This window comes from Streptomyces sp. SCSIO ZS0520 (assembly GCF_025643355.1).
In the GTDB taxonomy this organism is placed as follows: Bacteria; Actinomycetota; Actinomycetes; order Streptomycetales; family Streptomycetaceae; genus Streptomyces; species Streptomyces physcomitrii.
This window is the reverse complement of the sequence record NZ_CP092644.1, coordinates 7,243,248-7,268,849: the sequence shown is the minus strand read 5'-3', so window position 1 is coordinate 7,268,849 and position 25,602 is coordinate 7,243,248. Positions and strand designations below refer to the sequence as shown.

The 25,602-nt window shown below is 69.1% G+C and carries 15 protein-coding genes and 3 rRNA genes; 4 read left to right on the top strand and 14 right to left on the bottom strand.

The window, feature by feature from the left end; genetic code table 11:
- Nucleotides 1-140 precede the first annotated feature (140 nt).
- From MID12_RS29645 to MID12_RS29610, 8 genes are all read right to left on the bottom strand, one after another.
- Nucleotides 141-1,013, bottom strand: coding sequence for a DUF881 domain-containing protein (locus MID12_RS29645; protein WP_263173531.1), 873 nt, complete (start codon nt 1,011-1,013; stop codon nt 141-143).
- A gap of 41 nt (nt 1,014-1,054) precedes the next feature.
- The gene (locus MID12_RS29640; RefSeq protein ID WP_040255169.1) at nt 1,055-1,387 is read right to left on the bottom strand and encodes a small basic family protein; all 333 of its coding nucleotides are present in this window, start codon (nt 1,385-1,387) and stop codon (nt 1,055-1,057) included.
- The gene (locus tag MID12_RS29635; protein WP_263172079.1) at nt 1,384-2,328 is read right to left on the bottom strand and encodes a DUF881 domain-containing protein; all 945 of its coding nucleotides are present in this window, start codon (nt 2,326-2,328) and stop codon (nt 1,384-1,386) included. The genes MID12_RS29640 and MID12_RS29635 overlap by 4 nt, the downstream gene beginning before the upstream one ends.
- Before the next feature lie 92 nt (nt 2,329-2,420).
- On the bottom strand, nt 2,421-4,916 hold the full coding sequence (locus MID12_RS29630; protein WP_040255168.1) for a mannose-1-phosphate guanyltransferase: 2,496 nt from the start codon (nt 4,914-4,916) through the stop codon (nt 2,421-2,423).
- A gap of 114 nt (nt 4,917-5,030) precedes the next feature.
- Nucleotides 5,031-5,639 carry a CDP-diacylglycerol--glycerol-3-phosphate 3-phosphatidyltransferase gene (gene pgsA / locus MID12_RS29625; protein ID WP_040255167.1) on the bottom strand — a complete coding sequence of 203 codons (609 nt, stop codon included), beginning with the start codon at nt 5,637-5,639 and terminating at the stop codon, nt 5,031-5,033.
- 155 nt (nt 5,640-5,794) lie between these two features.
- Nucleotides 5,795-5,911: ribosomal RNA gene (rrf, locus tag MID12_RS29620) — 5S ribosomal RNA — on the bottom strand.
- Between the two features lie 99 nt (nt 5,912-6,010).
- Nucleotides 6,011-9,133: ribosomal RNA gene (locus tag MID12_RS29615) — 23S ribosomal RNA — on the bottom strand.
- Nucleotides 9,134-9,440: 307 nt separating this feature from the next.
- Nucleotides 9,441-10,970: ribosomal RNA gene (locus MID12_RS29610) — 16S ribosomal RNA — on the bottom strand.
- Together the 16S, 23S and 5S rRNA genes form the textbook arrangement of a ribosomal RNA operon.
- A gap of 525 nt (nt 10,971-11,495) precedes the next feature.
- On the opposite strand from MID12_RS29610, the gene MID12_RS29605 reads away from it, so the two are divergent.
- Together MID12_RS29605 and ptsP are read left to right on the top strand one after the other, a co-directional pair.
- Complete coding sequence (locus tag MID12_RS29605; RefSeq protein WP_040255166.1) at nt 11,496-11,945, top strand: PTS glucose transporter subunit IIA; 450 nt, start codon at nt 11,496-11,498, stop codon at nt 11,943-11,945.
- Between the two features lie 95 nt (nt 11,946-12,040).
- Nucleotides 12,041-13,711 (top strand): phosphoenolpyruvate--protein phosphotransferase, encoded by a 1,671-nt coding sequence (gene ptsP / locus MID12_RS29600; protein ID WP_263172074.1) that lies wholly within the window; start codon nt 12,041-12,043, stop codon nt 13,709-13,711.
- 130 nt (nt 13,712-13,841) lie between these two features.
- On the opposite strand, the gene MID12_RS29595 is transcribed toward ptsP, so the two are convergent.
- The gene (locus MID12_RS29595; protein WP_263172072.1) at nt 13,842-14,732 is read right to left on the bottom strand and encodes a hypothetical protein; all 891 of its coding nucleotides are present in this window, start codon (nt 14,730-14,732) and stop codon (nt 13,842-13,844) included.
- 96 nt (nt 14,733-14,828) lie between these two features.
- Entirely contained in the window at nt 14,829-16,802 is a 1,974-nt protein-coding gene (locus tag MID12_RS29590; RefSeq protein ID WP_263172070.1) for an acetoacetate--CoA ligase, read from the bottom strand.
- A 300-nt stretch (nt 16,803-17,102) separates the two neighbouring features.
- Here MID12_RS29590 and MID12_RS29585 point away from each other — a divergent pair, with 300 nt between their 5' ends.
- Nucleotides 17,103-19,451 (top strand): glycoside hydrolase family 31 protein, encoded by a 2,349-nt coding sequence (locus MID12_RS29585; protein ID WP_263172068.1) that lies wholly within the window; start codon nt 17,103-17,105, stop codon nt 19,449-19,451.
- A 38-nt stretch (nt 19,452-19,489) separates the two neighbouring features.
- Here MID12_RS29585 and MID12_RS29580 read toward each other — a convergent pair whose 3' ends face one another.
- Nucleotides 19,490-20,026, bottom strand: a complete 537-nt coding sequence (locus MID12_RS29580) for an NUDIX domain-containing protein (protein WP_052483267.1) — start codon at nt 20,024-20,026, stop codon at nt 19,490-19,492.
- 69 nt (nt 20,027-20,095) lie between these two features.
- Between MID12_RS29580 and MID12_RS29575 the strand changes: the two genes are divergently transcribed.
- Entirely contained in the window at nt 20,096-20,923 is an 828-nt protein-coding gene (locus MID12_RS29575; protein ID WP_263172065.1) for a M15 family metallopeptidase, read from the top strand.
- A 9-nt stretch (nt 20,924-20,932) separates the two neighbouring features.
- Here MID12_RS29575 and MID12_RS29570 read toward each other — a convergent pair whose 3' ends face one another.
- Genes MID12_RS29570 through MID12_RS29560 form a run of 3 tightly spaced genes read right to left on the bottom strand, consistent with a single transcriptional unit; the run spans nt 20,933 to nt 25,596 of the window.
- Nucleotides 20,933-21,538, bottom strand: a complete 606-nt coding sequence (locus MID12_RS29570; protein ID WP_040255162.1) for a GTP-binding protein — start codon at nt 21,536-21,538, stop codon at nt 20,933-20,935.
- A complete protein-coding gene (locus tag MID12_RS29565; RefSeq protein ID WP_263172063.1) occupies nt 21,535-25,176 on the bottom strand; it encodes a hydantoinase B/oxoprolinase family protein in 3,642 nt (1,213 codons plus the stop codon). Before MID12_RS29565 ends, MID12_RS29570 begins: the two co-directional genes overlap by 4 nt.
- 24 nt (nt 25,177-25,200) lie before the next feature.
- A complete protein-coding gene (locus MID12_RS29560) occupies nt 25,201-25,596 on the bottom strand; it encodes a DUF742 domain-containing protein (protein WP_040255161.1) in 396 nt (131 codons plus the stop codon).
- Nucleotides 25,597-25,602: the final 6 nt, after the last annotated feature.

The window sequence follows — 25,602 nt, the reverse complement described above, 5'->3', positions numbered from 1 at the left end:
CTGACTGCTCACTGCTGCCGACCCGGACACTCTCTCAACGTCCTTGTCCGCCCAACAGTTTCCCTCACGCGCGGCTTTCGTGATGTGCCGACCCCTCGCAAGCTCATGCCCCCGTCGGGCAGCCGCCATACACCGTTTCTTCACCGGGACGACGACCGAGCGTAGTCAGGCTCTTCGGCCGGTCGCAAGGCGTCCACGACGACCTTCTCCTCGTCCTGCACACTCACCACCGCCTGCTCCTTCTCCAGCGTCTGCACGACTCCCCCTGGGATGTTCAGCGCCGGTGCGAGGTCCTCCGGTTTGCCGATGACCCGAAAACGATACGGCGCCTTGATCTTGTTCCCATCCACGCTCACTCCACCCCCGGAAGCGTCGGACAGATACGTATTGGCCACCACACGCACCCCGTTGACCTGAATCGCCTCCGCCCCCGCGGCACGCAGCTCCTGGACGGCGTCGAGCAGCATGTCCGCCTCCACCGTCCCCTTCCCGTCCTCGACGGTCACCGTGATGCCCGGCCCCTCGGCCGCCACCGTCCCCGCGAGGACGCCGAGTTGGCGCTCCTTCTCCAGGGTCTGCTTGCGGGCCTCCTCCGCCTGGTTGGAGCTGCTCTCCAGACCGGTCCGCTGCTCCTCCAGACGCTGCTTCTCATCTTCCAGACGCTGCGTACGGTCGTCGAGTTCATCCAGGATCCGTACGAGATCCTCCTGGCGCGCGCCCCGCAGCGCGCTGTTGTCGTTGGTCGACGCCACCTGGATGGCCAGCCCGAAGCCGAGCCCGGCGAGCAGCACGGCCACGATGAGCTGGGCCCTGCTGACCCGCGGCGGCCACAGACTGCTCAGCAGCCGCCGCCGTCCGCTCTCGTCGGGGGCGTGCGGCGCCGGGGCGGCAGCGGGCTCCGGCGCGGCGGGCTCCGCGGCAGTGGCGCCCCGATCGGCGCCCGTCTGCTCGGCGGGCACCTCGGCGGGAAGCTCCCTGCGGAAGTGCGGCTCGGGGCGCTCGCCCCTGTCCATGGGGTTCTCGGGGTCCCTGGGGTCCTTGGGGTCCATGCGCCTCACGCCCGGAAGACGTGACGGCGGATGGCGGCCGCGTTGGAGAAGATGCGGATCCCGAGGACGACGACCACACCGGTGGACAGCTGCGCGCCGACCCCGAGCTTGTCGCCCAGGAAGACGATGAGCGCGGCGACCACCACATTGGACAGGAAGGACACCACGAAGACCTTGTCGTCGAAGATGCCGTCGAGCATCGCCCGCAGGCCTCCGAAGACCGCGTCCAGTGCCGCGACCACGGCGATCGGTAGGTAGGGCTCGACCACCGCGGGCACCTCGGGCCGGACCAGCAGTCCGACCACGACTCCCACGATGAGGCCCAGTACGGCGATCACGATGTGCCCTTCCCCGAGTTCTGCTGTTCTTGCTGCTTCTGCTGTTCTTGCTGCTTCTGCGTTGTCGGCCGTGCGGTTCTGACGATCACGCTGGGCGCCGCGGGCAGCTTCAGCTCGTTGTGCACGGAGATGGCCGTACGGATGCCGAAGTTCTTCTGCAGCGCGTCCAGGTACTGCCCGTCGGCACTGTCCTGGAAGGTGCGGCTGAGCCGGTCCTTGTCACCGATGGCGAGCACCGTGTACGGCGGCACCAGCGGCCGGTTGTCGACCAGTATGGCGTCCCCGGCGGCGCGGATCGCGGACAGGGCGGTCAGCCGCTGCCCGTTTATCGAGATGGCCTCGGCGCCGGATTCCCACAGGCCGTTGACCACCCGCTGCATGTCCCGGTCGCGGACCCGGCCGGTGTCGGAGAAGTCCGCGCTCTCCCGGGGGCCGCCGCCCTCGGACTGGGCCGATTTGGCGTCGTCCACGACGAGTTCGACCCCGGGGCCCTCCACGGCGATCGCCCCGGAGAGCAGGCCCATCAGCTCGCCCTTGTCGCCGCCGTGCTTCTTCAGCGCCTCCTGCTGGCGGTCGCTCACCTCGTTGCGCAGCGAGTCGACCCGGGACTCCAGCCGGTCGGCGGTCTCCGTCTCCTGATCGATGCGGTCGATCAGTTCCTCGCGCTCCTTGGCCACCACCGGAGCGGCCACCCGCGCCTGCGCGGCGCCCACCGTGACCACGGCGGCCGCGAGCACCAGACCGGCGGCGAGGCCCAGCTTCGCCCGCAGCCGGCCCGGCAGCGCCGACTGGCCGCGGGCCCTCTTGCGCTCGGCCGCCTCCGCGTACCCCTCGTCGAGGCCGTGCTCCATCACATTGGTCAGCAGCGACATGGAGGCGTCCGGGCGCGGGCGGCGCTGCGGGGTACTCCGTTCGGGCGGCTGCTGCGGCATGCCGCACATCGTCGCACGTCGGGGCCCTCAGCTCCGAATGGCCCCACCGAACTCGCCCGGAGAGCACGGAAATCCCGCGCTCTCCGGTACGAATGCCCGGATCAGCGCCCGGCGCTGTCCACGACCGCCGACCACTCGTCGAGCAGGGCCTGCGCGGAGGCGTCGTCCGGCCCCTCCGCCCAGAGGTGGGTGACGGCCTCCGCGGGGTCGGGCAGCACCATCACCCAGCGCCCGTCCGCCTCGACCACCCGCACCCCGTCCGTGGTGTCCACGGAGCGGTCTCCGGCGGCCTCCACGACGGTGCGCATCACCAGGCCCTTGACCGCCCAGGGAGTGGCGAGATCGCGGCGCAGCACATGCGCCCGCGGGATGCGCGCATCGATCTGGCTGAGCGTCAACTGGGTACGCGCGACCAGCCCGATGAGCCGTACGAAGGCCGCCGTCCCGTCGAAGACGCTGCTGAACTCGGGCACGATGAAGCCGCCGCGCCCGTCTCCGCCGAAGATGGTCTGATCCTCGCGGCCGACCCGCGTGAGGTCGTCGGGCGAGGTGGTCGTCCACTCCACCTGGGTGCCGTGGTACGCGGCCACCTGCTCGGCGACCCGGGTCGTCGTCACCGGCAGCGCCACCCGCCCGCTGCGGCGCTCGGCGGCCACCAGGTCGAGGAGCACGAGCAGCGCCCGGTCGTCCTCGATGATCCGCCCCTTCTCGTCCACCAGGGACAGGCGCTCGCCCACCGGGTCGAAGCGCACCCCGAAGTCGGCGCGGGCCGAGGCCACGATCTCGCCGAGGCGCAGCAGCCCCGCCCTGCGGGTGTCGGCCGTCTCGGTCGGACGGGACTCGTCCAGGCCGGGGTTGATGGTCAGCGCGTCCACCCCGAGCTTTCCGAGCAGGCTCGGCAGGACGAGGCCCGCGCTGCCGTTGGAGGCGTCCACGACGATCTTCAGCCCGGACTCGGCGACCCCGGAGGTGTCCACGTCCCGCAGCAGCGAGCCGGTGTACGAGTCGAAGACGCTGGCGGGGAAGCGCAGGTCCCCGATCTCCCCGGGGAAGGCCCTGCGGTACTCCTGCCGCGAGAACACCCGGTCGAGCTTGCGCTGGCTGGCCTGGGAGAGGTCGGCCCCGTCGCCGTCGAAGAACATGATGTCCACGGAGTCGGGCACGCCCTGGCTCGTACGGATCATGATCCCGCCGGCGCTGCCCCGCGCGGTCTGCTGCCGGGCCACGGGCAGCGGGACGTTCTCCAGGTCCCGTACGTCGATGGCGCTGGCCTGGAGCGCCGAGATGACGGCGCGCTTGAGCGCGCGGGCGCCTCGCGAGTGGTCACGGGCCGTCGTGACGGTGGAGCCCTTCTTCAGGGTGGTCGCGTACGCCCCCGCCAGCCTCACCACCAGCTCCGGGGTGATCTCGACGTTGAGGATCCCGGAGACACCGCGGGCGCCGAAGAGCTGGGCCTGGCCGCGGGACTCCCAGATCACCGACTGGTTGACGAAGGCGCCCGCCTCGATGGTCTTGAACGGGTAGACCCGCACGTTGCCCTGGATGATCGACTCCTCGCCGATCAGGCACTCGTCGCCGATGACGGCGCCGTCCTCGATCCGCGCGGCCCGCATGATGTCGGTGTTCTTGCCGACCACGCAGCCGCGGAGGTTGCTCTGCTGGCCCACGTAGACGTTGTCGTGCACGACCGCCTTGTGCAGGAAGGCGCCCGTCTTGACGACCACGTTGGAGCCGACGACGGTGTGCTCCCGGATCTCGACGCCGGCCTCGACCTTGGCGTAGTCACCGATGTAGAGCGGGCCCCGCAGCACCGCCTCCGGACTGACCTCGGCGCCCTCGGCCACCCAGACGCCCGGCGAGATCTCGAAGCCGTCGAGCTCGACGTCGACCTTGCCCTCGAGGATGTCGGCCTGCGCCTTCACATAGCTCTCGTGGGTGCCGACGTCCTCCCAGTACCCCTCGGCGATGAAGCCGTAGATCGGCTTGCCCTCCTTCATGAGCTGAGGGAAGACATCGCCCGACCAGTCGACGGAGGTGTCGGCCTCGACGTAGTCGAAGACCTCCGGCTCCATGACGTAGATACCGGTGTTCACCGTGTCCGAGAAGACCTGGCCCCAGGTCGGCTTCTCCAGGAAACGCTCGACCTTGCCGTTCTCGTCGACAATGGTGATTCCGAATTCCAGGGGATTCGGTACGCGCGTCAGACAGACGGTGACGAGCGCGCCCTTCTCCTTGTGGAAATTGATCAGCTCGGTCAGATCGAAGTCCGTCAGTGCGTCGCCCGAGATGACAAGGAAGGCGTCGTCCTTGAGGGCCTCTTCGGCGTTCTTGACGCTTCCCGCGGTGCCGAGCGGCTTCTCCTCGTTGGCGTAGCTCAGCTCCATGCCGAGTTCGTCGCCGTCCCCGAAATAGTTCTTGACCAGGGAGGCCAGGAACTGCACTGTGACCACGGTCTCATTGAGCCCATGTCGTTTGAGCAGCCGCAGCACGTGCTCCATGATCGGCCGATTGGCCACCGGAAGGAGCGGCTTGGGCATACTTGCGGTCATGGGACGAAGGCGTGTGCCCTCGCCTCCGGCCATAACGACGGCCTTCATGTCGGAAGCGTCCTCCTCTAAGAGACGACGGTTCAGCCGACTTCATCATCCGCCGCCATTGTCCCGTACATATCGATGCCGGGCCAGAGGGGTGGGGGCTGCCGCACTGCAGCCTCAATCGGCCATGCTGTCCGCCTTGACGAGACGGCGGACCTGAACCATGTAGAGGATCCCTGCCCACCAGTAGAGAGTTGTACCCCATCCCGCGAAAGCCCAGCCGAAAACCGCGGCCAACGAGGCGATCCAGCCGCTCGCATCGCTGAGGAGAAGTAGCGGGAAGGCGTACATCAGGTTGAAGGTCGCGGCCTTCCCGAGGAAGTTCACCTGCGGCGGCGGATATCCATGGCGCCGCAGGATCCCCACCATCACAAGGAGGACCAGCTCCCGCGCGAGCAGAACGCAGGTGAGCCAGAGCGGAAGAATCTCCCGCCAGGTCAGCCCGACCAGGGTGGAGAGGATGTAGAGCCGGTCCGCGGCCGGATCCAGCAGGCGGCCCAGGCTGCTGATCTGGTTCCAGCGCCGGGCCAGCTTGCCGTCCAGATAGTCGCTGACCCCGCTGAACATCAGCACCAGGAGGGCCCAGAAGTCACTCTTGGGGCCGCCGAACTCGGGACGCAGGATCAGCCACAGGAACAGCGGCACGCCCAGCAGGCGAGCCATGCTGAGGATGTTGGGGATGGTGAGCACCCGGTCGGTCTGGACACGGGTCTCCTGGACCTCCACCCGGGGGCCTCCTGGTTTACGAGCCGACGATGCCTGATGACTTTACCCTCAGCCGGCCTCGGCCCCGGCAGAGGGGTGGCGGCCGGGCCCGGCACATAAAGAAACCCCGGTTTCTGATCCGAAGACCAGAAACCGGGGTTTCTTCATCACGTTTAGTTCGGCGGCGTCCTACTCTCCCACAGGGTCCCCCCTGCAGTACCATCGGCGCTGTAAGGCTTAGCTTCCGGGTTCGGAATGTAACCGGGCGTTTCCCTCACGCTATGACCACCGAAACACTATGAAACACACAACCGAAGCCACACCACACCCACCTGGATGCGGGGCAGCGGTTGTTCGTGGTTTCAGAACAAACACAGTGGACGCGAGCAACTGAGGACAAGCCCTCGGCCTATTAGTACCGGTCAACTCCACCCCTCACAGGGCTTCCATATCCGGCCTATCAACCCAGTCGTCTACTGGGAGCCTTACCCTCTCAAAGGAGGTGGGAACACTCATCTCGAAGCAGGCTTCCCGCTTAGATGCTTTCAGCGGTTATCCCTCCCGAACGTAGCCAACCAGCCATGCCCTTGGCAGAACAACTGGCACACCAGAGGTTCGTCCGTCCCGGTCCTCTCGTACTAGGGACAGCCCTTCTCAATATTCCTACGCGCACAGCGGATAGGGACCGAACTGTCTCACGACGTTCTAAACCCAGCTCGCGTACCGCTTTAATGGGCGAACAGCCCAACCCTTGGGACCGACTCCAGCCCCAGGATGCGACGAGCCGACATCGAGGTGCCAAACCATCCCGTCGATATGGACTCTTGGGGAAGATCAGCCTGTTATCCCCGGGGTACCTTTTATCCGTTGAGCGACGGCGCTTCCACAAGCCACCGCCGGATCACTAGTCCCGACTTTCGTCCCTGCTCGACCCGTCGGTCTCACAGTCAAGCTCCCTTGTGCACTTACACTCAACACCTGATTACCAACCAGGCTGAGGGAACCTTTGGGCGCCTCCGTTACCCTTTAGGAGGCAACCGCCCCAGTTAAACTACCCATCAGACACTGTCCCTGATCCGGATCACGGACCCAGGTTAGACATCCAGCACGACCAGAGTGGTATTTCAACAACGACTCCCCCGCCACTGGCGTGACAAGTTCACAGTCTCCCACCTATCCTACACAAGCCGAACCGAACACCAATATCAAACTGTAGTAAAGGTCCCGGGGTCTTTCCGTCCTGCTGCGCGAAACGAGCATCTTTACTCGTAGTGCAATTTCACCGGGCCTATGGTTGAGACAGTCGAGAAGTCGTTACGCCATTCGTGCAGGTCGGAACTTACCCGACAAGGAATTTCGCTACCTTAGGATGGTTATAGTTACCACCGCCGTTTACTGGCGCTTAAGTTCTCAGCCTCGCCCACCCGAAAGTGAGCTAACCGGTCCCCTTAACGTTCCAGCACCGGGCAGGCGTCAGTCCGTATACATCGCCTTACGGCTTCGCACGGACCTGTGTTTTTAGTAAACAGTCGCTTCTCGCTGGTCTCTGCGGCCACCCCCAGCTCACCCAGCACGTGGGATCACCAGAAATGGCCCCCCTTCTCCCGAAGTTACGGGGGCATTTTGCCGAGTTCCTTAACCATAGTTCACCCGAACGCCTCGGTATTCTCTACCAGACCACCTGAGTCGGTTTAGGGTACGGGCCGCCATAAAACTCGCTAGAGGCTTTTCTCGACAGCATAGGATCATCCACTTCACCACAATCGGCTCGGCATCAGGTCTCACCCCTATGTACGACGGATTTACCTATCGCACGGGCTACACCCTTACCCCGGGACAACCACCGCCCGGGATGGACTACCTTCCTGCGTCACCCCATCACTCACCTACTAACCGCTTGGACCGGCGGCTCCACCACTCCCCTCAACTCCGAAGAGATCAGGGCGGCTTCACGGCCTTAGCATCACGATGCTCGATGTTTGACGCTCTACAGCGGGTACCGGAATATCAACCGGTTATCCATCGACTACGCCTGTCGGCCTCGCCTTAGGTCCCGACTTACCCTGGGCAGATCAGCTTGACCCAGGAACCCTTAGTCAATCGGCGCACACGTTTCTCACGTGTGTATCGCTACTCATGCCTGCATTCTCACTCGTGAACCATCCACCACTGCCTTCCGGCGCGGCTTCACCCGGCACACGACGCTCCCCTACCCAACCCAACACCCGTTAGGGCTATCTGCTGGATTGACACGACTTCGGCGGTACGCTTGAGCCCCGCTACATTGTCGGCGCGGAATCACTTGACCAGTGAGCTATTACGCACTCTTTCAAGGATGGCTGCTTCTAAGCCAACCTCCTGGTTGTCTCTGCGACTCCACATCCTTTCCCACTTAGCGTACGCTTAGGGGCCTTAGTCGATGCTCTGGGCTGTTTCCCTCTCGACCATGGAGCTTATCCCCCACAGTCTCACTGCCGCGCTCTCACTTACCGGCATTCGGAGTTTGGCTAAGGTCAGTAACCCGGTAGGGCCCATCGCCTATCCAGTGCTCTACCTCCGGCAAGAAACACACGACGCTGCACCTAAATGCATTTCGGGGAGAACCAGCTATCACGGAGTTTGATTGGCCTTTCACCCCTAACCACAGGTCATCCCCCAGGTTTTCAACCCTGGTGGGTTCGGTCCTCCACGAAGTCTTACCTCCGCTTCAACCTGCCCATGGCTAGATCACTCCGCTTCGGGTCTTGAGCGCGCTACTATACCGCCCTATTCGGACTCGCTTTCGCTACGGCTTCCCCACACGGGTTAACCTCGCAACACACCGCAAACTCGCAGGCTCATTCTTCAAAAGGCACGCAGTCACGAGACAAGCACAAGTGCTTGCCCGACGCTCCCACGGCTTGTAGGCACACGGTTTCAGGTACTATTTCACTCCCCTCCCGGGGTACTTTTCACCATTCCCTCACGGTACTATCCGCTATCGGTCACCAGGGAATATTTAGGCTTAGCGGGTGGTCCCGCCAGATTCACACGGGATTTCTCGGGCCCCGTGCTACTTGGGTGTTCTCCAAACGAGCCGTTGATGTTTCAGCTACGGGGGTCTTACCCTCTACGCCGGACCTTTCGCATGTCCTTCGCCTACACCAACGGTTTCTGACTCGTCGACCAACCGGCAGATTGATCAAGAAGAATCCCACAACCCCACATGCGCAACCCCTGCCGGGTCTCACACACACATGGTTTAGCCTCATCCAGTTTCGCTCGCCACTACTCCCGGAATCACGGTTGTTTTCTCTTCCTGCGGGTACTGAGATGTTTCACTTCCCCGCGTTCCCTCCACATGCCCTATGTGTTCAGGCATGGGTGACAGCCCATGACGACTGCCGGGTTTCCCCATTCGGACACCCCCGGATCACAGCTCGGTTGACAGCTCCCCGGGGCCTATCGCGGCCTCCCACGTCCTTCATCGGTTCCTGGTACCAAGGCATCCACCGTGCGCCCTTAAAAACTTGGCCACAGATGCTCGCGTCCACTGTGCAGTTCTCAAACAACGACCAACCACCCATCACCCCGCCACACAAGGCGAGTTCACTGGGGCCGGCACCGAAGACACCAGACTCACGTCCGTGCCCTCAGACACCCAACAGCGTGCCCGACACCCCCCACCACTTCTCTCCCGTTCCACGCCGAAGCAGTACTAGGAAAACAAGCCGATGAAAAATGCCGAGTAGTCAACGTTCCACCCATGAGCAACCAGCATCAGACATTCGCCGATGTACTGGCCTCTGACCCGGACAAGTCCGAGTGAGAAGTGCTCCTTAGAAAGGAGGTGATCCAGCCGCACCTTCCGGTACGGCTACCTTGTTACGACTTCGTCCCAATCGCCAGTCCCACCTTCGACAGCTCCCTCCCCACAAGGGGGTTGGGCCACCGGCTTCGGGTGTTACCGACTTTCGTGACGTGACGGGCGGTGTGTACAAGGCCCGGGAACGTATTCACCGCAGCAATGCTGATCTGCGATTACTAGCGACTCCGACTTCATGGGGTCGAGTTGCAGACCCCAATCCGAACTGAGACCGGCTTTTTGAGATTCGCTCCACCTTGCGGTATCGCAGCTCATTGTACCGGCCATTGTAGCACGTGTGCAGCCCAAGACATAAGGGGCATGATGACTTGACGTCGTCCCCACCTTCCTCCGAGTTGACCCCGGCGGTCTCCCGTGAGTCCCCAGCACCACAAGGGCCTGCTGGCAACACGGGACAAGGGTTGCGCTCGTTGCGGGACTTAACCCAACATCTCACGACACGAGCTGACGACAGCCATGCACCACCTGTACACCGACCACAAGGGGGACCCTGTCTCCAGAGTTTTCCGGTGTATGTCAAGCCTTGGTAAGGTTCTTCGCGTTGCGTCGAATTAAGCCACATGCTCCGCCGCTTGTGCGGGCCCCCGTCAATTCCTTTGAGTTTTAGCCTTGCGGCCGTACTCCCCAGGCGGGGCACTTAATGCGTTAGCTGCGGCACGGACAACGTGGAATGTTGCCCACACCTAGTGCCCACCGTTTACGGCGTGGACTACCAGGGTATCTAATCCTGTTCGCTCCCCACGCTTTCGCTCCTCAGCGTCAGTATCGGCCCAGAGATCCGCCTTCGCCACCGGTGTTCCTCCTGATATCTGCGCATTTCACCGCTACACCAGGAATTCCGATCTCCCCTACCGAACTCTAGCCTGCCCGTATCGACTGCAGACCCGGGGTTAAGCCCCGGGCTTTCACAACCGACGCGACAAGCCGCCTACGAGCTCTTTACGCCCAATAATTCCGGACAACGCTTGCGCCCTACGTATTACCGCGGCTGCTGGCACGTAGTTAGCCGGCGCTTCTTCTGCAGGTACCGTCACTCACGCTTCTTCCCTGCTGAAAGAGGTTTACAACCCGAAGGCCGTCATCCCTCACGCGGCGTCGCTGCATCAGGCTTCCGCCCATTGTGCAATATTCCCCACTGCTGCCTCCCGTAGGAGTCTGGGCCGTGTCTCAGTCCCAGTGTGGCCGGTCGCCCTCTCAGGCCGGCTACCCGTCGTCGCCTTGGTGAGCCACTACCTCACCAACAAGCTGATAGGCCGCGGGCTCATCCTGCACCGCCGGAGCTTTCCACCCACTTGGATGCCCAAGCAGGTCAATATCCGGTATTAGACCCCGTTTCCAGGGCTTGTCCCAGAGTGCAGGGCAGATTGCCCACGTGTTACTCACCCGTTCGCCACTAATCCCCCACCGAAGCGGGTTCATCGTTCGACTTGCATGTGTTAAGCACGCCGCCAGCGTTCGTCCTGAGCCAGGATCAAACTCTCCGTGAATGTGTACCGGTAATCCGGTCACACACACGAGAGCGGAACCAGGAAGAGGAATAATCCCCCCGGTCCACAGCATCCTCGCTGTGTGTTTCTTCAAAGGAACCCAAACCCAAAACAGTCACAAAGGACTGCCGAGAGTCAGGGGTATCAACATATCTGGCGTTGACTTTTGGCACGCTGTTGAGTTCTCAAGGAACGGACACTTCCTTCGTACTCACCCCGACCATTCAGCCGAGGCTTTCCTCCGGGCGTTTCCCTTCGGTGTTTCCGACTCTATCAGTGTTTTTTCTGCTCTCTGACCAGAGGTTCTGCAGGCATGCAGATGCTCAAGTCGGAGACGAAGTCTGACGAGTTGGGACTGCCGAGAAGTGGTGGAGATCGACTTGATTGCCGCTCTGTTCCGCTCTCAGGCAGGAGTAAGACTCTACAGGCCTGCGTTCAGGGCGTGCAAATCGCCGGCCTGATGCGGGCGGACGACCGGCGGGTAAGTATGGGTCCAAACCGTCTGCTTCCGGGAGGCTCTGTCCCATGACCGACGTGACATCACCGGTGGCCGGGAAGGCGATCGGGCTGGCCGCGGTGCCGGATCCTGTGTTCTCCGGGTCCATGGTCGGCCCGGGCACGGCGATCGATCCCGGCCGGGGCGCGACCGAGGCGGTGTCCCCGGTCGAGGGCATCGTCGTCTCGCTGCATCCGCACGCCTTTGTCGTGGTGGACGAGGGCGGCCACGGGGTTCTGACGCATCTGGGCATCGACACGGTCCAGTTGAAGGGGCAGGGTTTCGAGCTGCTGGTCTCCAAGGGGGACACGGTGCGGCGGGGGCAGCCCCTGGTCCGCTGGGATCCGGCGGCGGTGGAGGCCGGTGGCAAGTCGCCGATCTGCCCCGTCGTGGCCCTGGACGCGATGCCCGAGGCGCTCTCGGATCTGGTGGAGTCCGGCGACGTACGTGTGGGTGACAGTCTTTTCGGCTGGGTCTGAGAGATTGCGACAGCAGCCCAGGTGCCCGGGCAGGGGTCGCCGCGTGCACAGTGCGGGGCCTCGGCCCGGGCCGGCAGACAACCGGGACAGGTGAGATGGAAACAACGCTGCAGGGAGTCGGGGTCAGTCACGGAGTCGCGATCGGCGAGATCCGGCACATGGGCACCGCCGTGCTCGAACCCCCTGCCAGACAGATCCGTCCCGAGGACGCCGGGCGCGAGCAGGGCCGGGCGCGCAAGGCGGTGCAGGCGGTGTCGGCGGATCTGCTCGCGCGGGGCAATCTGGCGGGCGGCGAGGCGCAGGCCGTCCTGGAGGCCCAGGCGCTGATGGCCGACGACCCGGAGCTGAAGGCCGATGTGGAGCGGCGCATCGCGGTCGGCAGCACGGCCGAGCGTGCCGTGTACGACGCCTTCGCCTCGTATCGCGCGCTGCTCGCCGGGGCCGGTGAGTACCTGGCCGGGCGGGTGGCCGACCTCGACGATGTGCGCAACCGCATCGTGGCCCGGCTGCTCGGGGTCCCCATGCCGGGGGTGCCGGACAGCGACCAGCCCTATGTCCTGATCGCCCGGGACCTCGCCCCGGCCGACACCGCGCTCCTCGACCCGGCGCTCGTGCTCGGTTTCGTGACCGAGGAGGGCGGGCCCACCAGCCACAGCGCGATCCTCGCCCGCTCGCTGGGCGTGCCCGCGGTGGTGGCGCTGCCCGGAGCGGTGGAGCTGGCCGAGGGGACGGTGATCGCGGTGGACGGCAGTACGGGTGAGGTGTTCGTCGAGCCGACCGGGGAGGAGCGGGCGGAGATGCGGCGGGCCGCCGCCGAGCGCCGTGCCGCGCTCGCCGCCTCGACCGGTCCCGGTGCCACCTCGGACGGGCACAAGGTGCCGCTGCTCGCCAATATCGGCGGCCCCGGAGAGGTGGCCGCGGCGCTGGAGGCGGGGGCCGAGGGCGTCGGGCTGTTCCGTACGGAGTTCCTCTTCCTGGAGGAGGGGAGCAGGGCGCCCTCCGAGGAGCGGCAGTTCGCGGTGTACCGGGAGGTTCTGGAGGCCTTTCCCGAGGGGCGGGTGGTGGTGCGGGTACTGGACGCGGGCGCCGACAAGCCGCTTGCGTTCCTCTCCCCCGCCGACGAGCCGAACCCGGCGCTCGGGGTGCGCGGGCTGCGGGCGCTCCTCGACCACCCGGAGGTGCTGCGGACGCAGTTGGGCGCGCTGGCCCGGGCCGCGGAGGGGCTGCCGGTGTATCTGGAGGTGATGGCGCCCATGGTGGCGGACCGGCGGGACGCGCGGGACTTCGCCGCGGCCTGCCGGGAGGCGGGGCTGCACGCCAAGTTCGGGGCGATGGTGGAGATTCCGGCCGCCGCGGTGCGGGCACGGTCGATCCTCCAGGAAGTCGAGTTCCTCTCCCTGGGCACCAACGACCTCGCGCAGTACACCTTCGCCGCGGACCGGCAGCTGGGTGCGGTCTCCCGGCTGCAGGATCCCTGGGGCCCCGCGCTGCTCGACCTGGTCGCGATGGCCGCCGAGGCGGCCCGGGCCGAGGGCAAGAGCTGCGGTGTCTGCGGGGAGGCGGCGGCGGATCCGCTGCTCGCCTGTGTGCTGACCGGTCTGGGTGTCACCTCCTTGTCGATGGCGCCGTCCGCGCTGCCCTTCGTGCGGACGGCGCTGGCCAGGTTCACGCTGGCGCAGTGCGAGCGCGCGGCCTCCGCGGCCCGGGCCGCCGACAGCGCCGAGGAGGCGCGGCAGGCGGCGCGCGGGGTTCTTTCCGGGGAGTAGCGGTCTCCCTTCTGGGGATCCGGGGAGCAGCGGGCTCCCTTCCGGGGAGAAGTCGCCTGTGTTTTAAGGGAGTTGGCGGCCGGGAGTGCGAGGCGGCCCCGGTGTCGGTGTCCGGGGCCGCCCGCCGGACTCAGTGCAGATGGCCGCCCGGCGGTCGCTGGGGGCCGAGGTCCGGGGGTGTGCCGTACTCGACGCCGGATTCCGGGGCGATGAGTTCGCCGGTCTCGGCGTCGGTGCAGTAGGCGTCGAAGACCTCCGCGGCGGTGAGCGGCCGGAGCTGCTCCTCGCGCAGCCGCCAGCCGTGCACGCGGTCCGGTGCGCCGTCCTCGGTGGTGCGGACGACGAGGCCGCCGGGGCAGGCGTGGGCGAGGGCGGCGGCGAGGACCGTGGTGAACTCCAGGGCCTCGCCGGGGTCGACGGCGCGGGGCCCGCCCGGTGGCGCCGCGGCGTGCAGGGGCGCCGTGAGGCTGCCGTGCGGGGTCAGGGCGCTGCACACCAGGTGGTGGCTGCCCGGCCCCAGGGCGTCGAGCACCTGGCCGAGCAGGGCGTGGGCGCGGTCGAAGGCGCTCCGCCCGATGTCCTCGCCGCAGGCGGCGCAGTCCCCGGCGGTGGTGAGCAGGGCCGCCGCGTACTCCCAGGTGGCCTGGCGCAGGGCCTCGTCGAGGAGGTCCTCGGCGATCTCGCGCAGCGGCTGGCCCTCGTACCGCACGGCGGGGGCGCTGGTGGCGAGTTCGGCGGTGAAGCGGGCGCGGCTGCCCGGGGTGTCGGGTTCCAGGCCCGCGGTGGCGCAGAACTCGGCGTACTCGCCGGGGTCGAAGAGGGCGAGGGTGGTCTGGCGGCCCCGTGCCCTGCGGTCGGTGAGCAGGGTTTCGAGGTGCTTCAGATAGCGCTCGTGGTCGTCGAAGGCGAAGCTGCGGTAGCGGCGCATGGCGGCGAAGTCCTGCGCGTCGGTGAGCAGTCCGACGGTGCCGGCGATCTCGCGGCGCAGGACGTGGTGCGTCCCGCTGGTGGCGCTGGTCATGTGTCCCCCTGTGTGCACGGTTGATCGGTACTCACTCACCGTAGGCAGGGGCACTGACAGCGGATCCGGACACCGGTCCCGCGCCGCGGTCGCCGGTCAGCCCTGGGCGCGCTCGCGGGCCAGGTCCTCGTAGAAGGCGAGGAGTGCGACGTTGTCCACCGAGCCGGGGTTGACCGCCTTGGTGAGCGGGGTGCCCTGGAGGAGGCGCTTGACCGGGACTTCGAGGCGCTTGCCGGTCAGGGTGTGCGGGACGGCGGCGACCTCGATGACCTCGTCGGGGACGTGCCGCGGGGAGAGCTGTTCGCGGATGACCTGCTTGATGCGGCCGAGCAGGGCCTCGTCGAGCCGGGCGCCGGGGGCGAGGTGGACGAAGAGCGGCATCCAGTAGCCGCCGTCGGGCTGTTCGATGCCGAGGACGAGGGATTCGCGGATCTCGGGGAGGCGTTCGACGGCCTCGTAGATGTCGGCGGACCCCATCCGTACGCCCTGGCGGTTGAGGGTGGAGTCGGAGCGGCCGTGGATGACGACGGAGCCGCGGGAGGTGACGGTGATCCAGTCGCCGTGGCGCCAGACGCCGGGGTAGGTGTCGAAGTAGCTGTCGTGGTAGCGGCTGCCGTCCGGGTCGTTCCAGAAGTGCAGCGGCATGGAGGGCATCGGGTTGGTGACCACGAGTTCGCCGACCTCGTCGGTGAGCGGCTTGCCCTCGGGGTCCCAGGACTGGAGGTCGGTGCCGAGGCCGGGGGCCTGGAGTTCGCCGATGTGCACGGGCAGGGTGGGTACCCCGCCCGCGAAGCAGGAGCAGACGTCGGTGCCGCCGCTGACCGAGGCGATCCACAGGTCCTCGCGGACCTCCTCGTGCAGCCAGCGGAAGCCGTCGGGCGGCAGCGGGGAGCCGGTGGTGGCGACGCAGCGGACCCGGGAGAGGTCGAAGTCGCGGCCGGGGTGGACCTCGGCCTTGCGGCAGGCCATCACATAGGCGGCGGAGGTGCCGAAGAGGGTGGCCTCGGTGCGCTCGGCGATGCGCCACTGGGCGCCGGTGTCGGGGTAGCCGGGGCTGCCGTCGTACAGCACGAGGGTGGTGCCCGCGAGGAGGCCGGAGACGAGGAAGTTCCACATCATCCAGCCGGTGGAGGTGTACCAGAAGAAGCGGTCGCCGGGGCCGAGGTCGCAGTGCAGGCCGAGCTGCTTGAGGTGCTCGATCAGGATGCCGCCCTGGGACTGCACGATGGCCTTGGGCAGGCCGGTGGTGCCGGAGGAGTACAGCACCCACAGCGGGTGGTCGAAGGGCACCGGCTCGAAGGCGGGTTCGGTGTCGGCGGCGGTGAGTCGGGCCCAGTCGAGGGTGCCCTCGGGGGCCTCGGTGCCGAGCAGCGGGATGTGCACCACGGCGCGCAGGGTGGGGAGTTCGGCGCGCAGTTCGGCGACGGTCTCGCGGCGGTCGTGCTCCTTGCCGCCGTAGCGGTAGCCGTCGACGGCGAACAGGACCACGGGCTCGACCTGCTGGAAGCGGTCGAGGACGCTGCGGGCGCCGAAGTCGGGGGCGCAGGAGGTCCACACCGCGCCGACGGCGGCGGTGGCGAGGAAGGCGATTACGGCCTGCGGGATGTTCGGGAGGTAGCCGCTGACCCGGTCCCCGGGGCGGACGCCGAGGGCGCGGAGCTCGGCGCTGAGCGAGCCGACCTGGCGGCGCAGCTCGGACCAGCTGACGGGCACCGGCTGCTGCGACTCGTCCACCGCGAGCAGGGCGGGCTCCTCGCCGCGCGAGTCGGCAGCGCGCAGGGCGTGTTCGGCGTAGTTCAGGCGGCCGCCGGTGAACCACTGGGCGCCGGGCATCGCGCGCTCGCCGAGGACCTGGGTGTACGGGGTGGTGAACCGGACGTCGAACCACTCGACGACCGCTCCCCAGAAGGTGTCCAGGTGCTCGACGGACCAGCGGTGCAGGGCCGGGTAGCCGCCGTCGGCGGGCGCGCCGTGGTGCTCGGCGGCCCAGGCCTGGAACCGGGTGATCTGGGCGCTGTCGATGAATTCCTGGCTCGGGTTCCAGAGCGGCGCGGGCTGCGCTGCGGACATGGTGCGGCTCCCGTTGTCTACGCGTCGTGGGCGTCCGCGCGCACGGGCGTGGTGTGCGCGCGAGGCGGCGGCGGGCCGCTTCCCGGGATCCGGCCGGGGGGTGCGCCGGGCACGCCGGACGCGGCACCCGGCCCGATCCGCGGGGAGAGGCCCACGTGGACGATGCCATGTGAGCGGGCCGGGCACCAGAGCAGCTCGCGGGCGGCTGCCGGGCTCCGGCGGCAGCGGGTGGCGGTACGCACGGTGAACGGCGATTGAACAGCTCACACCCGGGGCCGTGTCGATGGCAGGGTGATCGCCATGAACGGTCGCGACCTGGTGCGTTCGGCGAAGGCGGTGGGTGCCCTGGGGGCTGCCCAGGGGATGCGTGCCGTGCGTGCCGCATGGCGCAACCGGCGGGCGGACGCGGCCGCGCTGCCCTCCCGCGCGGGTGAGCGGGCCAGGGTGCCGGGACTGCTCACCGGTGCCGAGCCGGGGCCCGGCGGGGGTGTGCTGCGCTTCGAGCGGGCCGAGCTGCGGATCACGGTGACCACCGGCGGCGCCGTCTTCTGGGGCTGGGACGGCGCGGGCCCCGAGCCCTCGTACGCGCTGGCCGGTGCGCCGCCCCCGCCGGATCCGCGGGCCCGCCTGGAGCCGGACAAGGAGGGCGGCTGGCGGGTGGTCTCGGAGCGGGCCACGGTCGCGGTCTCGCGGCACGGGGCCGTGCAGGTGCGGACGCCCGGCGGGGTGGTGCTGCGGCACGATCTGCCGCCGCGCTGGTGGGAGGTGGCGCCCGGCGAGCCCGCCCGGTGGGTGCAGCGCTCCGAACTGCCCGCGGACGCGCGGTTCTTCGGGCTGGGCGGGCGGTCCTCGGGGCCCCGGCTGCGGGCCGGTGCGTACCGGCTGTGGAACACCGATCCCGGGGGCTCCTTCGGCCCCGGCGACGATCCGCTCTCGCTGACCGTGCCGGTGCTGATGGTGGTGGCGGACGCCGGTACCCACCTGGTCTTCCACGACTCCTCCTGGGACGGCTCGGTGAGCCTCAGGGAGGGCGAGGAGGGGGCGGGTTCGGGCCACGACAGGGCGGCGGGCAGCGAGCTGCGGATGGACGGCGGTCCGCTGCGCTGCTGGGTCCTGGTCGGGGCACCGGCGCGGATCCTCGGCACCTGGACCGCGCTGACCGGCAAGCCCGCCGTGCCGCCGTCCTGGGCGCTCGGCCACCACCACGCGCGCTGGGGCTTCGGCAGCGAGGAGGAGGTGCGGCGGGTGGCCGAGGGGTACCGGGAGCACGGTCTCGCCCTCGACGCGCTGCATCTGGACATCGACCACCTCGACGCCCACCGGGTGTTCACGGTGGACACCGAGCGCTTCCCCAAGCTGCCCCAGCTCGCCGCCGAACTGCTCGGCGAGGGGGTGCGCCTGGTCTCGATCGTCGATCCCGGGGTGCGGGCGGATCCGGCCGAGGAGGTCTACGCGAGCGGCTCGGCGGCCGGGTTCTTCGTCCGCGACGCCGGGGGCCGGGAGGTGCGCGGAGTCGTCTGGCCGGGCGAGACGCGGTACCCGGACTTCACCGACCCGCGGGTGCGCGACTGGTGGGGCGCGCTCTACGAGGAGCGCCTCGGCCAGGGCTTCGCCGGTTTCTGGCACGACATGAACGAGCCGGTCTCCTTCGCCGCCTTCGGCGAGGCGACGCTGCCGCGTTCGGCCCGGCACGCGCTCGACGGCCGGGGCGGGGACCACCGCGAGGCCCACAACCTCTACGCGCTGTGCATGGCCCGCGCCGCCTACGAGGGCCTTCGCGCCCTGCGCCCCGGGGAGCGGCCCTTCCTCTTCTCCCGCTCCGGCTGGGCGGGCCTGCAGCGCTACGGGGGCACCTGGTCCGGCGATGTGGCCACCGGCTGGGAGGGGCTGCGGGCCTCGCTCTCGCTGGTCCTCGGGCTCGGGCTGTGCGGGGTGCCGTACTCCGGTCCCGATGTGGGCGGCTTCGACGGGCACCCTTCGCCCGAGCTGTATCTGCGGTGGTTCCAGCTCGGGGCGTACCTGCCGCTGTTCCGCACCCACGCGGCGCTGACGGCGGGGCGCCGGGAGCCCTGGGAGTTCGGCCCGGAGGTGCTCGGGCACGCGCGCGAGCTGCTGGCCGAACGGCGCAGGCTGCGGCCGTACTTCATGACCCTGGCCCATCTCGCCCACCGGGCCGGGGCGCCCTATGTGCGTCCGCTGTGGTGGTCCGCCCCCGAGGACCGGGCGCTGCGCGACTGCGAGGACGCCTTCCTGCTCGGCGACGCCCTGGTGGTCGCGCCGGTGCTCCAGGAGGGGGCCCGGCGGCTGCGGGTGCGGCTGCCGCGCGGGCGCTGGTACGACACGGCCACCGGTCGCTGCCACCGGGGCCCCGGAGGGATCGAGGTCGAGGCGCCGCTGTCGCGGATCCCGGTGTTCGCGCGGGCCGGGGCGGTGATACCCGTGCTCGGCCCCGACGGCGGGACGGCGCTGGAGGTCTGGGCGCCGGGCGAGGGGCGTTCGGGCAGCGGCCTGCTCGTGCCGGACACCGGGGACGGCTGGGCGGAGCCGCCGGTGGAGCGCTTCACCTCGCGGCAGCGGGACGGGCGGGTGACGGTGACCCGGGACAGCGGCGAGGAGCCCGGGTATCCGGTGCTGGTACGGGGGCTCTGAGGCCCGGCGCCCCGGCCCGTCCGAAGTGGGCGGCGGGCTCAGCCGTAGCGGCCCTCGAACCAGGCGCGGGCGGCCAGCGTGTGCAGTGGGAAGCCGAGTTCCTGCGGGCGCCGCAGCAGTCCGCGGCCCTCGGTCTCCTCGGTGGCGTCGAAGTGGGTGAGCGCTCCGGCGGGCCGCGGCGGGAGGAGGCCGAAGAGGAGCAGGTGCCCGTCGGCCGCGCTCATCACGTCGGCGAGGCGCACATCGCGGGCCGCGGCGTCGATGCCCGTCTCCTCGCGCAGTTCGCGCACCACGGCGAGCCGCCAGTCCTCGCGGTGGTCGACATAGCCGCCGGGCAGCGCGCTGGTGCCGCGGGCGGGCGCGATGGCGCGGGTGATGACGACCAGTCCGGTGCCCCGGGTGTCGTAGGCGGGCTGAAGGGCCACGGCCACGGGCAGCGGATTGCCGTAGACGGTGGTGCGGCAGGCGGTGCAGGTGCGGGGCCAGCCGGATGTCCCGTGCGGGTAGGGCGTCCCGCAGCCGGAGCAGTGCGAGTACGGCACGGGGGTGATGGTTCGGTCCTCGGATACGGGCACGCGCGGACTGTATCCGATCACCCGTCGGGCGTCTTCCGCCGAGGTCCGCGGCGGGTGGAGGCTGGGGCCATGACCTCAACTTCCGCTGCCGACCGCCCTGTTCGGCGTCCCGGCGCAGCCGCCCCGCAGCGGCTGCTCATCCTGCTCGCGGCCCTGCTCCTGCTCCTCGGGCTGGGGGTCCCGGCGGCCACCGCGCGCCCCGGCCCTTCCGCTCCGCGCGGCTTCGTGGAGCTGTCCGCGGTCGACCCGACGATCCGTCAGGAGATCCGCTATCCGAGCCGGCACAACTTCCTCGGGGTGCCCGTGGACGGCTACCGCAGGCCGGTGTGCCTGCTCACCCGGCCCGCCGCCCTGGCGCTGCACCGGGCCCAGCGCAGCCTGCTGCGGCACGGCTACTCGCTCAAGGTCTACGACTGCTACCGGCCGCAGCGCGCCGTCGACCACTTCGTGCGCTGGGCGAAGGATCTGGCGGACGAGCGGATGAAGGCCGAGTTCTATCCGCGGGTGGACAAGTCCCGCCTGTTCGCGGACGGTTACATCGCGGAGAAGTCCGGGCACAGCCGGGGCTCCACCCTGGACGTGACCCTGGTGCGGCTGCCCGCGCCGCCGACCCGCCCCTATGTGCCGGGCGAGCCGCTGACCCCCTGCTACGGGCCGAAGGAGCAGCGGTTCCCGGACAACTCCGTCGACATGGGCACCGGCTTCGACTGCTTCGACACCCTCGCGCACACCGACGACCCGCGCGTCACGGGCCGGCAGCGGACGAACCGGGACCTGCTGCGCGGCGCGCTGGAGGCGCAGGGCTTCACCAACCTCCCCGAGGAGTGGTGGCACTTCACGCTCGCCGGGGAGCCCTTCCCCGACACCTACTTCGACTTCCCGGTGGACCGCCTCTGAGGGGCGGGCTCAGGTCGAGGCGGGCACCCGCCCGGCGGCGGCCACCGCCATGGCGTGCTCCACCACGTCGATGAGGACGTGCTTGACGGTCTCGCGCTCCCGGGCGTCGCAGAGCACCACCGGGACCGAGGCGTCCAGGTCGAGGGCCTGGCGCACGGTCTCGGCGGGGTAGCGGTCGGCGCCGTCGAAGCAGTTGACGCCGACGACGAAGGGGATCGCGCGCCGCTCGAAGTAGTCGACGGCGGCGAAGCAGTCCTCCAGGCGGCGGGTGTCGGCGAGGACCACCGCGCCGAGGGCGCCGGTGGCCAGCTCGTCCCAGAGGAACCAGAAGCGGTCCTGGCCGGGCGTGCCGAAGAGGTAGAGGACCAGGTCCTCGCGGAGCGTGATGCGGCCGAAGTCCATCGCCACGGTGGTGGTGTTCTTGGTCTCGACCCCGCGGGTGTCGTCCACCGGCCGCCCGGCCTCGCTGAGCAGTTCCTCGGTCCGCAGCGGCTTTATCTCGCTCACCGCTCCGACCAGGGTCGTCTTGCCCACGCCGAAGCCGCCCGCGACCAGGATCTTGAGCGTGACGGGCTCAACCGGGGTCGTGCCTCGCTCAGGGCGCCCGAAGATCATCGGTTTTCTTCTCCTGATTCGGTTGATTCGGTGTCGTCTGATTCGGTGTCGTCCGGCGGCGGGCCGTATCCGCCGCCGCCGGGGGTCTCGATGACGAGGACGTCGCCGGGGCGGACGTCCGCGCTGTCGCTGCCCGCGAGGGCGAGGACGCTCCCGTCCGCGCGCTCGATCCGGTTGGAGCCAAGCGCGCCCGGACGGCCGCCCGCCATCCCGTACGGGGGCACCCGCCGGTGCTGGGACAGGGTGGAGACGGTCATCTCCTCCTCGAAGCGCAGCCGCCGGACGGTGCCGTCGCCGCCGCGCCAGCGGCCCGCTCCCCCGCTGCCGGTCCGCACCGCGAACTCCTCCAGGGTCACGGGCAGCCGCCACTCCAGGATCTCCGGGTCGGTGAGCCGGGAGTTGGTCATATGGGTCTGCACGGCGGGTGCGCCGTCGAAGCCCTCGCCCGCGCCGGAGCCGGAGGCCAGGGTCTCGTAGTACTGGTACCGGGCGTTGCCGAAGGTGACGTTGTTCATCGTCCCCGAGCCCTCGGCCTGCACCCCGAGGGCGGCGTAGAGCGCGCCGGTGACCGACTGCGAGGTCTCGACGTTCCCGGCGACCACGGCCGCCGGATGCTCCGGGGAGAGCATCGAGGCGGGCGGTACGACGAGGGTCAGCGGGCGCAGGCAGCCGTCGTTGAGCGGGATGTCGTCGTCGACCAGGGTGCGGAAGACGTAGAGGACGGCGGCGTTGACCACTGCGTACGGGGCGTTGAAGTTGCTGTCGAGCTGGGCGGTGGTGCCGGTGAAGTCGAGAGTGGCGGTGCGGGCGGCGCGGTCGGTCGTGACGCGGACCCGGATGACGGCGCCGGAGTCGGTCTCGTAGGCGCAGGAGCCGTCGCTCAGGGTGTCGACGACCCGGCGCACCGCCTCCTCCGCGTTGTCCTGAACGTGCCGCATATAGGCCTGCACCACGTCGAGTCCGAAGGTCTCGATCATGCGGGCGACCTCGTCGGCGCCCTTCTGGTTGGCGGCGATCTGGGCGCGCAGGTCGGCGATGTTGGTGTCCGGGTTGCGCGAGGGGTGGCGGGCCGAGGTGAGCAGCTCCCGGGTCTCCCGCTCGCGGAAGCGGCCCGCCTCGACGAGCAGCCAGTTGTCGAAGAGGACGCCCTCCTCCTCGATGGTGCGGCTGTCCGCGGGCATCGAGCCCGGGGCGATGCCGCCGATCTCGGCGTGGTGCCCGCGGGAGGCGACATGGAAGAGGATCTTTTCGCCCGCGGCGTCGAAGACCGGGGAGACCACGGTGACATCGGGCAGGTGGGTGCCGCCGTGGAAGGGGTCGTTGACGGCGTAGGCGTCGCCCTTGCGCATCCTCGTGCCGCGGCGGCGGATGCACTCGGTGACGCTGGTGCCCATGGAGCCGAGGTGGACGGGGATGTGCGGGGCGTTGGCGACGAGGTTGCCCTCGGGGTCGAAGAGGGCGCAGGAGAAGTCGAGGCGTTCCTTGATGTTGACGGACTGCGCGGTGGACTCCAGGCGGGCGCCCATCTGCTCGGCGATCGACATGAAGAGGTTGTTGAAGACCTCCAGGAGCACCGGGTCGGCCGCGGCGGAGGCCCCGGGCGGGGCGGCCTCGCCCTCGCGTTCCATGAGCAGGCGCCCCTCCGCGCCGAGCACCGCCCGCCAGCCCTCGTCGACCACGGTGGTCGAGCCGCTCTCGGCGAGCAGCGCGGGCCCCGCGACCGGCTCCCCCTCGGCCAGCGCCTCCCGGCGGTACAGCGGCACCCGGCGCCACCGGCCACCGGTGTACATCCGTACCTCGCCGGTGTGCGCGGGGCCCTCGGCGGGCTCGGTGAGGCGGCCGAGGTCGGGGGGTTCGCTGAGCCCGGTGGCCTCCGCGGACAGTGCCTCGACCACCAGCGGACGGTCCAGGGTGAAGGAGTAGGTGGCGCGGTGCCGGTCGGCGAAGTCCCGTGCCATCGCGGCCGGTTCGCCGAGCGGGACGCCGAGGGCGGTGTCGGTGCCGTCGTAGCGCAGATGGGCGGTGCACTCGGTGCGGATGCGGTCCTCGGGGACCTGTTCGGCGAGGAGTTCGGCGCGGGCGGCCTCGGTGAGTTCGCGGGCGGTGGCGCGTACCGCCGCCATGCCCTCCGCGTCGAGGGCCGCCTCCACCGAGCGCTCGCGCATCGCGGTGGTGTCGGCGAGGCCGATGCCGAGGGCGGAGAGCACCCCGGCCATCGGCGGGACGAGGACGGTGCGGATGCCGAGCGCGTCGGCGACCTTGCAGGCGTGCTGGCCGCCCGCCCCGCCGAAGGTGGTGAGGGCGTAGCGGGTGACGTCGTGGCCCTTCTGCACCGAGATCCGCTTGACGGCGCCCGCGATATTGGCGACCGCGATCCGCAGGAAGCCCTCGGCGACCTCCTCGGGGCCGCGGTCGTCGCCGGTCCGCTCCCGGATCTCGGCGGAAAGCGCCGCGAACCGCTCGCGTACCCGCTCCTCGTCCAGCGGCAGGTCGCCTTCGGGGCCGAAGACGGCCGGGAAGTGCGCGGCCTGGATGCGGCCGAGCAGCAGGTTGGCGTCGGTGACGGTGAGCGGTCCGCCGTTGCGGTACGAGGCGGGGCCCGGGTCGGCGCCCGCGGAGCCGGGGCCCACCCGGTAGCGGCTGCCGTCGAAGTGCAGGACGGAGCCGCCGCCCGCGGCCACCGTGTGGATGTCCAGCATCGGGGCGCGCAGCCGGACCCCGGCGATCCGGGTGGTGAACACCCGCTCGTAGGCGCCCGCGAAGTGCGAGACATCGGTGGAGGTGCCGCCCATGTCGAAGCCGATGACCTTGTCGAAGCCCGCGCGCTGGGACATCCGGGCCATGCCGACGATGCCGCCCGCGGGCCCGGAGAGGATGGCGTCCTTGCCGCGGAACTGCCCCGCCTCGGTCAGCCCGCCGTTGGACTGCATGAACATCAGCCGTACGCCCGGGAGTTCGGCGGCGACCTGGTCCACGTAGCGGCGCAGCACCGGGGAGAGGTAGGCGTCGACCACCGCGGTGTCGCCGCGCGGGACCAGTTTCATCAGCGGGCTGACCTCGCTGGAGAGCGAGATCTGCGGGAAGCCGATACGGGCGGCCAGCTCGCCCACGGCCTGTTCGTGCGCGGGGTGCTGGTGGCTGTGCAGGCAGACCACGGCGAGGGCGCGGATGCCGTCCGCGTAGGCCTGGCGGAGCGGGCCTTCGAGGGCGTCGAGGTCGGGGGGCCTGAGCACGGTGCCGTCGGCGGCGAGGCGTTCGTCGACCTCGACGACCCGGGAGTGCAGCAGTTCGGGCAGGACGATCTCGCGGGCGAAGATGCGGGGGCGGTTCTGGTAGGCGATGCGCAGGGCGTCGCGGAAGCCCCGGGTGACGACCAGGAGGGTGGGGGCGCCGGCGCGTTCCAGGAGCGCGTTGGTGGCGACCGTGGTGCCCATCCGCACGGCGTCGATCCGGGCCCCGGCGATGCTCTTCTCGCCTGCCCGGCGCAGGAGGGCGCCGATGCCCTCGACGGCCGCGTCGGCGTAGCGCGAGGGGTTGTCGGAGAGGAGCTTGTGGGTCAGCAGCGCGCCGTCGGGGCGGCGCGCCACGATGTCCGTGAAGGTGCCTCCCCGGTCAACCCAGAACTGCCAGCCCGCCACGTCGTACTCCCGCTTCCACGCTGCTCACAGCGCCCTCAGGCCGTCGATCACGTCGCGCAGAATACTCTCGTCGGGCAGCTCGGCCGGGGGCACCGGGCGCGTCACATGGACCAGTTCCGCGGTCACCAGATCGCCGATGAGTACGCGGACGACGCCGATCGGCAGATCCAGCTCGGCGGCGAGTTCGGCGACCGACTGCGGCGTGTCGCGGCACAGCGCCACGATGTCGACGTGCTCCGGCGACAGCGTCTGATCGGCCCCCGGGTCATGGGCGCGGGACTCCGCGACCACCACGGCGATCAGATCCAGGCGGTGCTGGGCCGGACTGGTGGTCCGGCCCCGCGTCATGGCGTAGGGACGCACCACCGGTCCGGCGTCGGCGTCGAAGAAGTGGGCACTTTCCTGACCGTCAGCGCTCATGCCGTT

What these genes read in the sequence shown, in the direction of transcription:
- ptsP (WP_263172074.1), top strand. Translation starts at nt 12,041, where the DNA reads ATGGAAACAACGCTGCAGGGAGTCGGGGTCAGTCACGGAGTCGCGATC.
- MID12_RS29575 (WP_263172065.1), top strand. Translation starts at nt 20,096, where the DNA reads ATGACCTCAACTTCCGCTGCCGACCGCCCTGTTCGGCGTCCCGGCGCA.
- MID12_RS29595 (WP_263172072.1), bottom strand. Translation starts at nt 14,732, where the DNA reads ATGACCAGCGCCACCAGCGGGACGCACCACGTCCTGCGCCGCGAGATC.
- MID12_RS29605 (WP_040255166.1), top strand. Translation starts at nt 11,496, where the DNA reads ATGACCGACGTGACATCACCGGTGGCCGGGAAGGCGATCGGGCTGGCC.
- MID12_RS29590 (WP_263172070.1), bottom strand. Translation starts at nt 16,802, where the DNA reads ATGTCCGCAGCGCAGCCCGCGCCGCTCTGGAACCCGAGCCAGGAATTC.
- MID12_RS29570 (WP_040255162.1), bottom strand. Translation starts at nt 21,538, where the DNA reads ATGATCTTCGGGCGCCCTGAGCGAGGCACGACCCCGGTTGAGCCCGTC.
- MID12_RS29585 (WP_263172068.1), top strand. Translation starts at nt 17,103, where the DNA reads ATGAACGGTCGCGACCTGGTGCGTTCGGCGAAGGCGGTGGGTGCCCTG.
- MID12_RS29630 (WP_040255168.1), bottom strand. Translation starts at nt 4,916, where the DNA reads ATGAAGGCCGTCGTTATGGCCGGAGGCGAGGGCACACGCCTTCGTCCC.
- MID12_RS29635 (WP_263172079.1), bottom strand. Translation starts at nt 2,328, where the DNA reads ATGTGCGGCATGCCGCAGCAGCCGCCCGAACGGAGTACCCCGCAGCGC.
- MID12_RS29645 (WP_263173531.1), bottom strand. Translation starts at nt 1,013, where the DNA reads ATGGACAGGGGCGAGCGCCCCGAGCCGCACTTCCGCAGGGAGCTTCCC.
- MID12_RS29560 (WP_040255161.1), bottom strand. Translation starts at nt 25,596, where the DNA reads ATGAGCGCTGACGGTCAGGAAAGTGCCCACTTCTTCGACGCCGACGCC.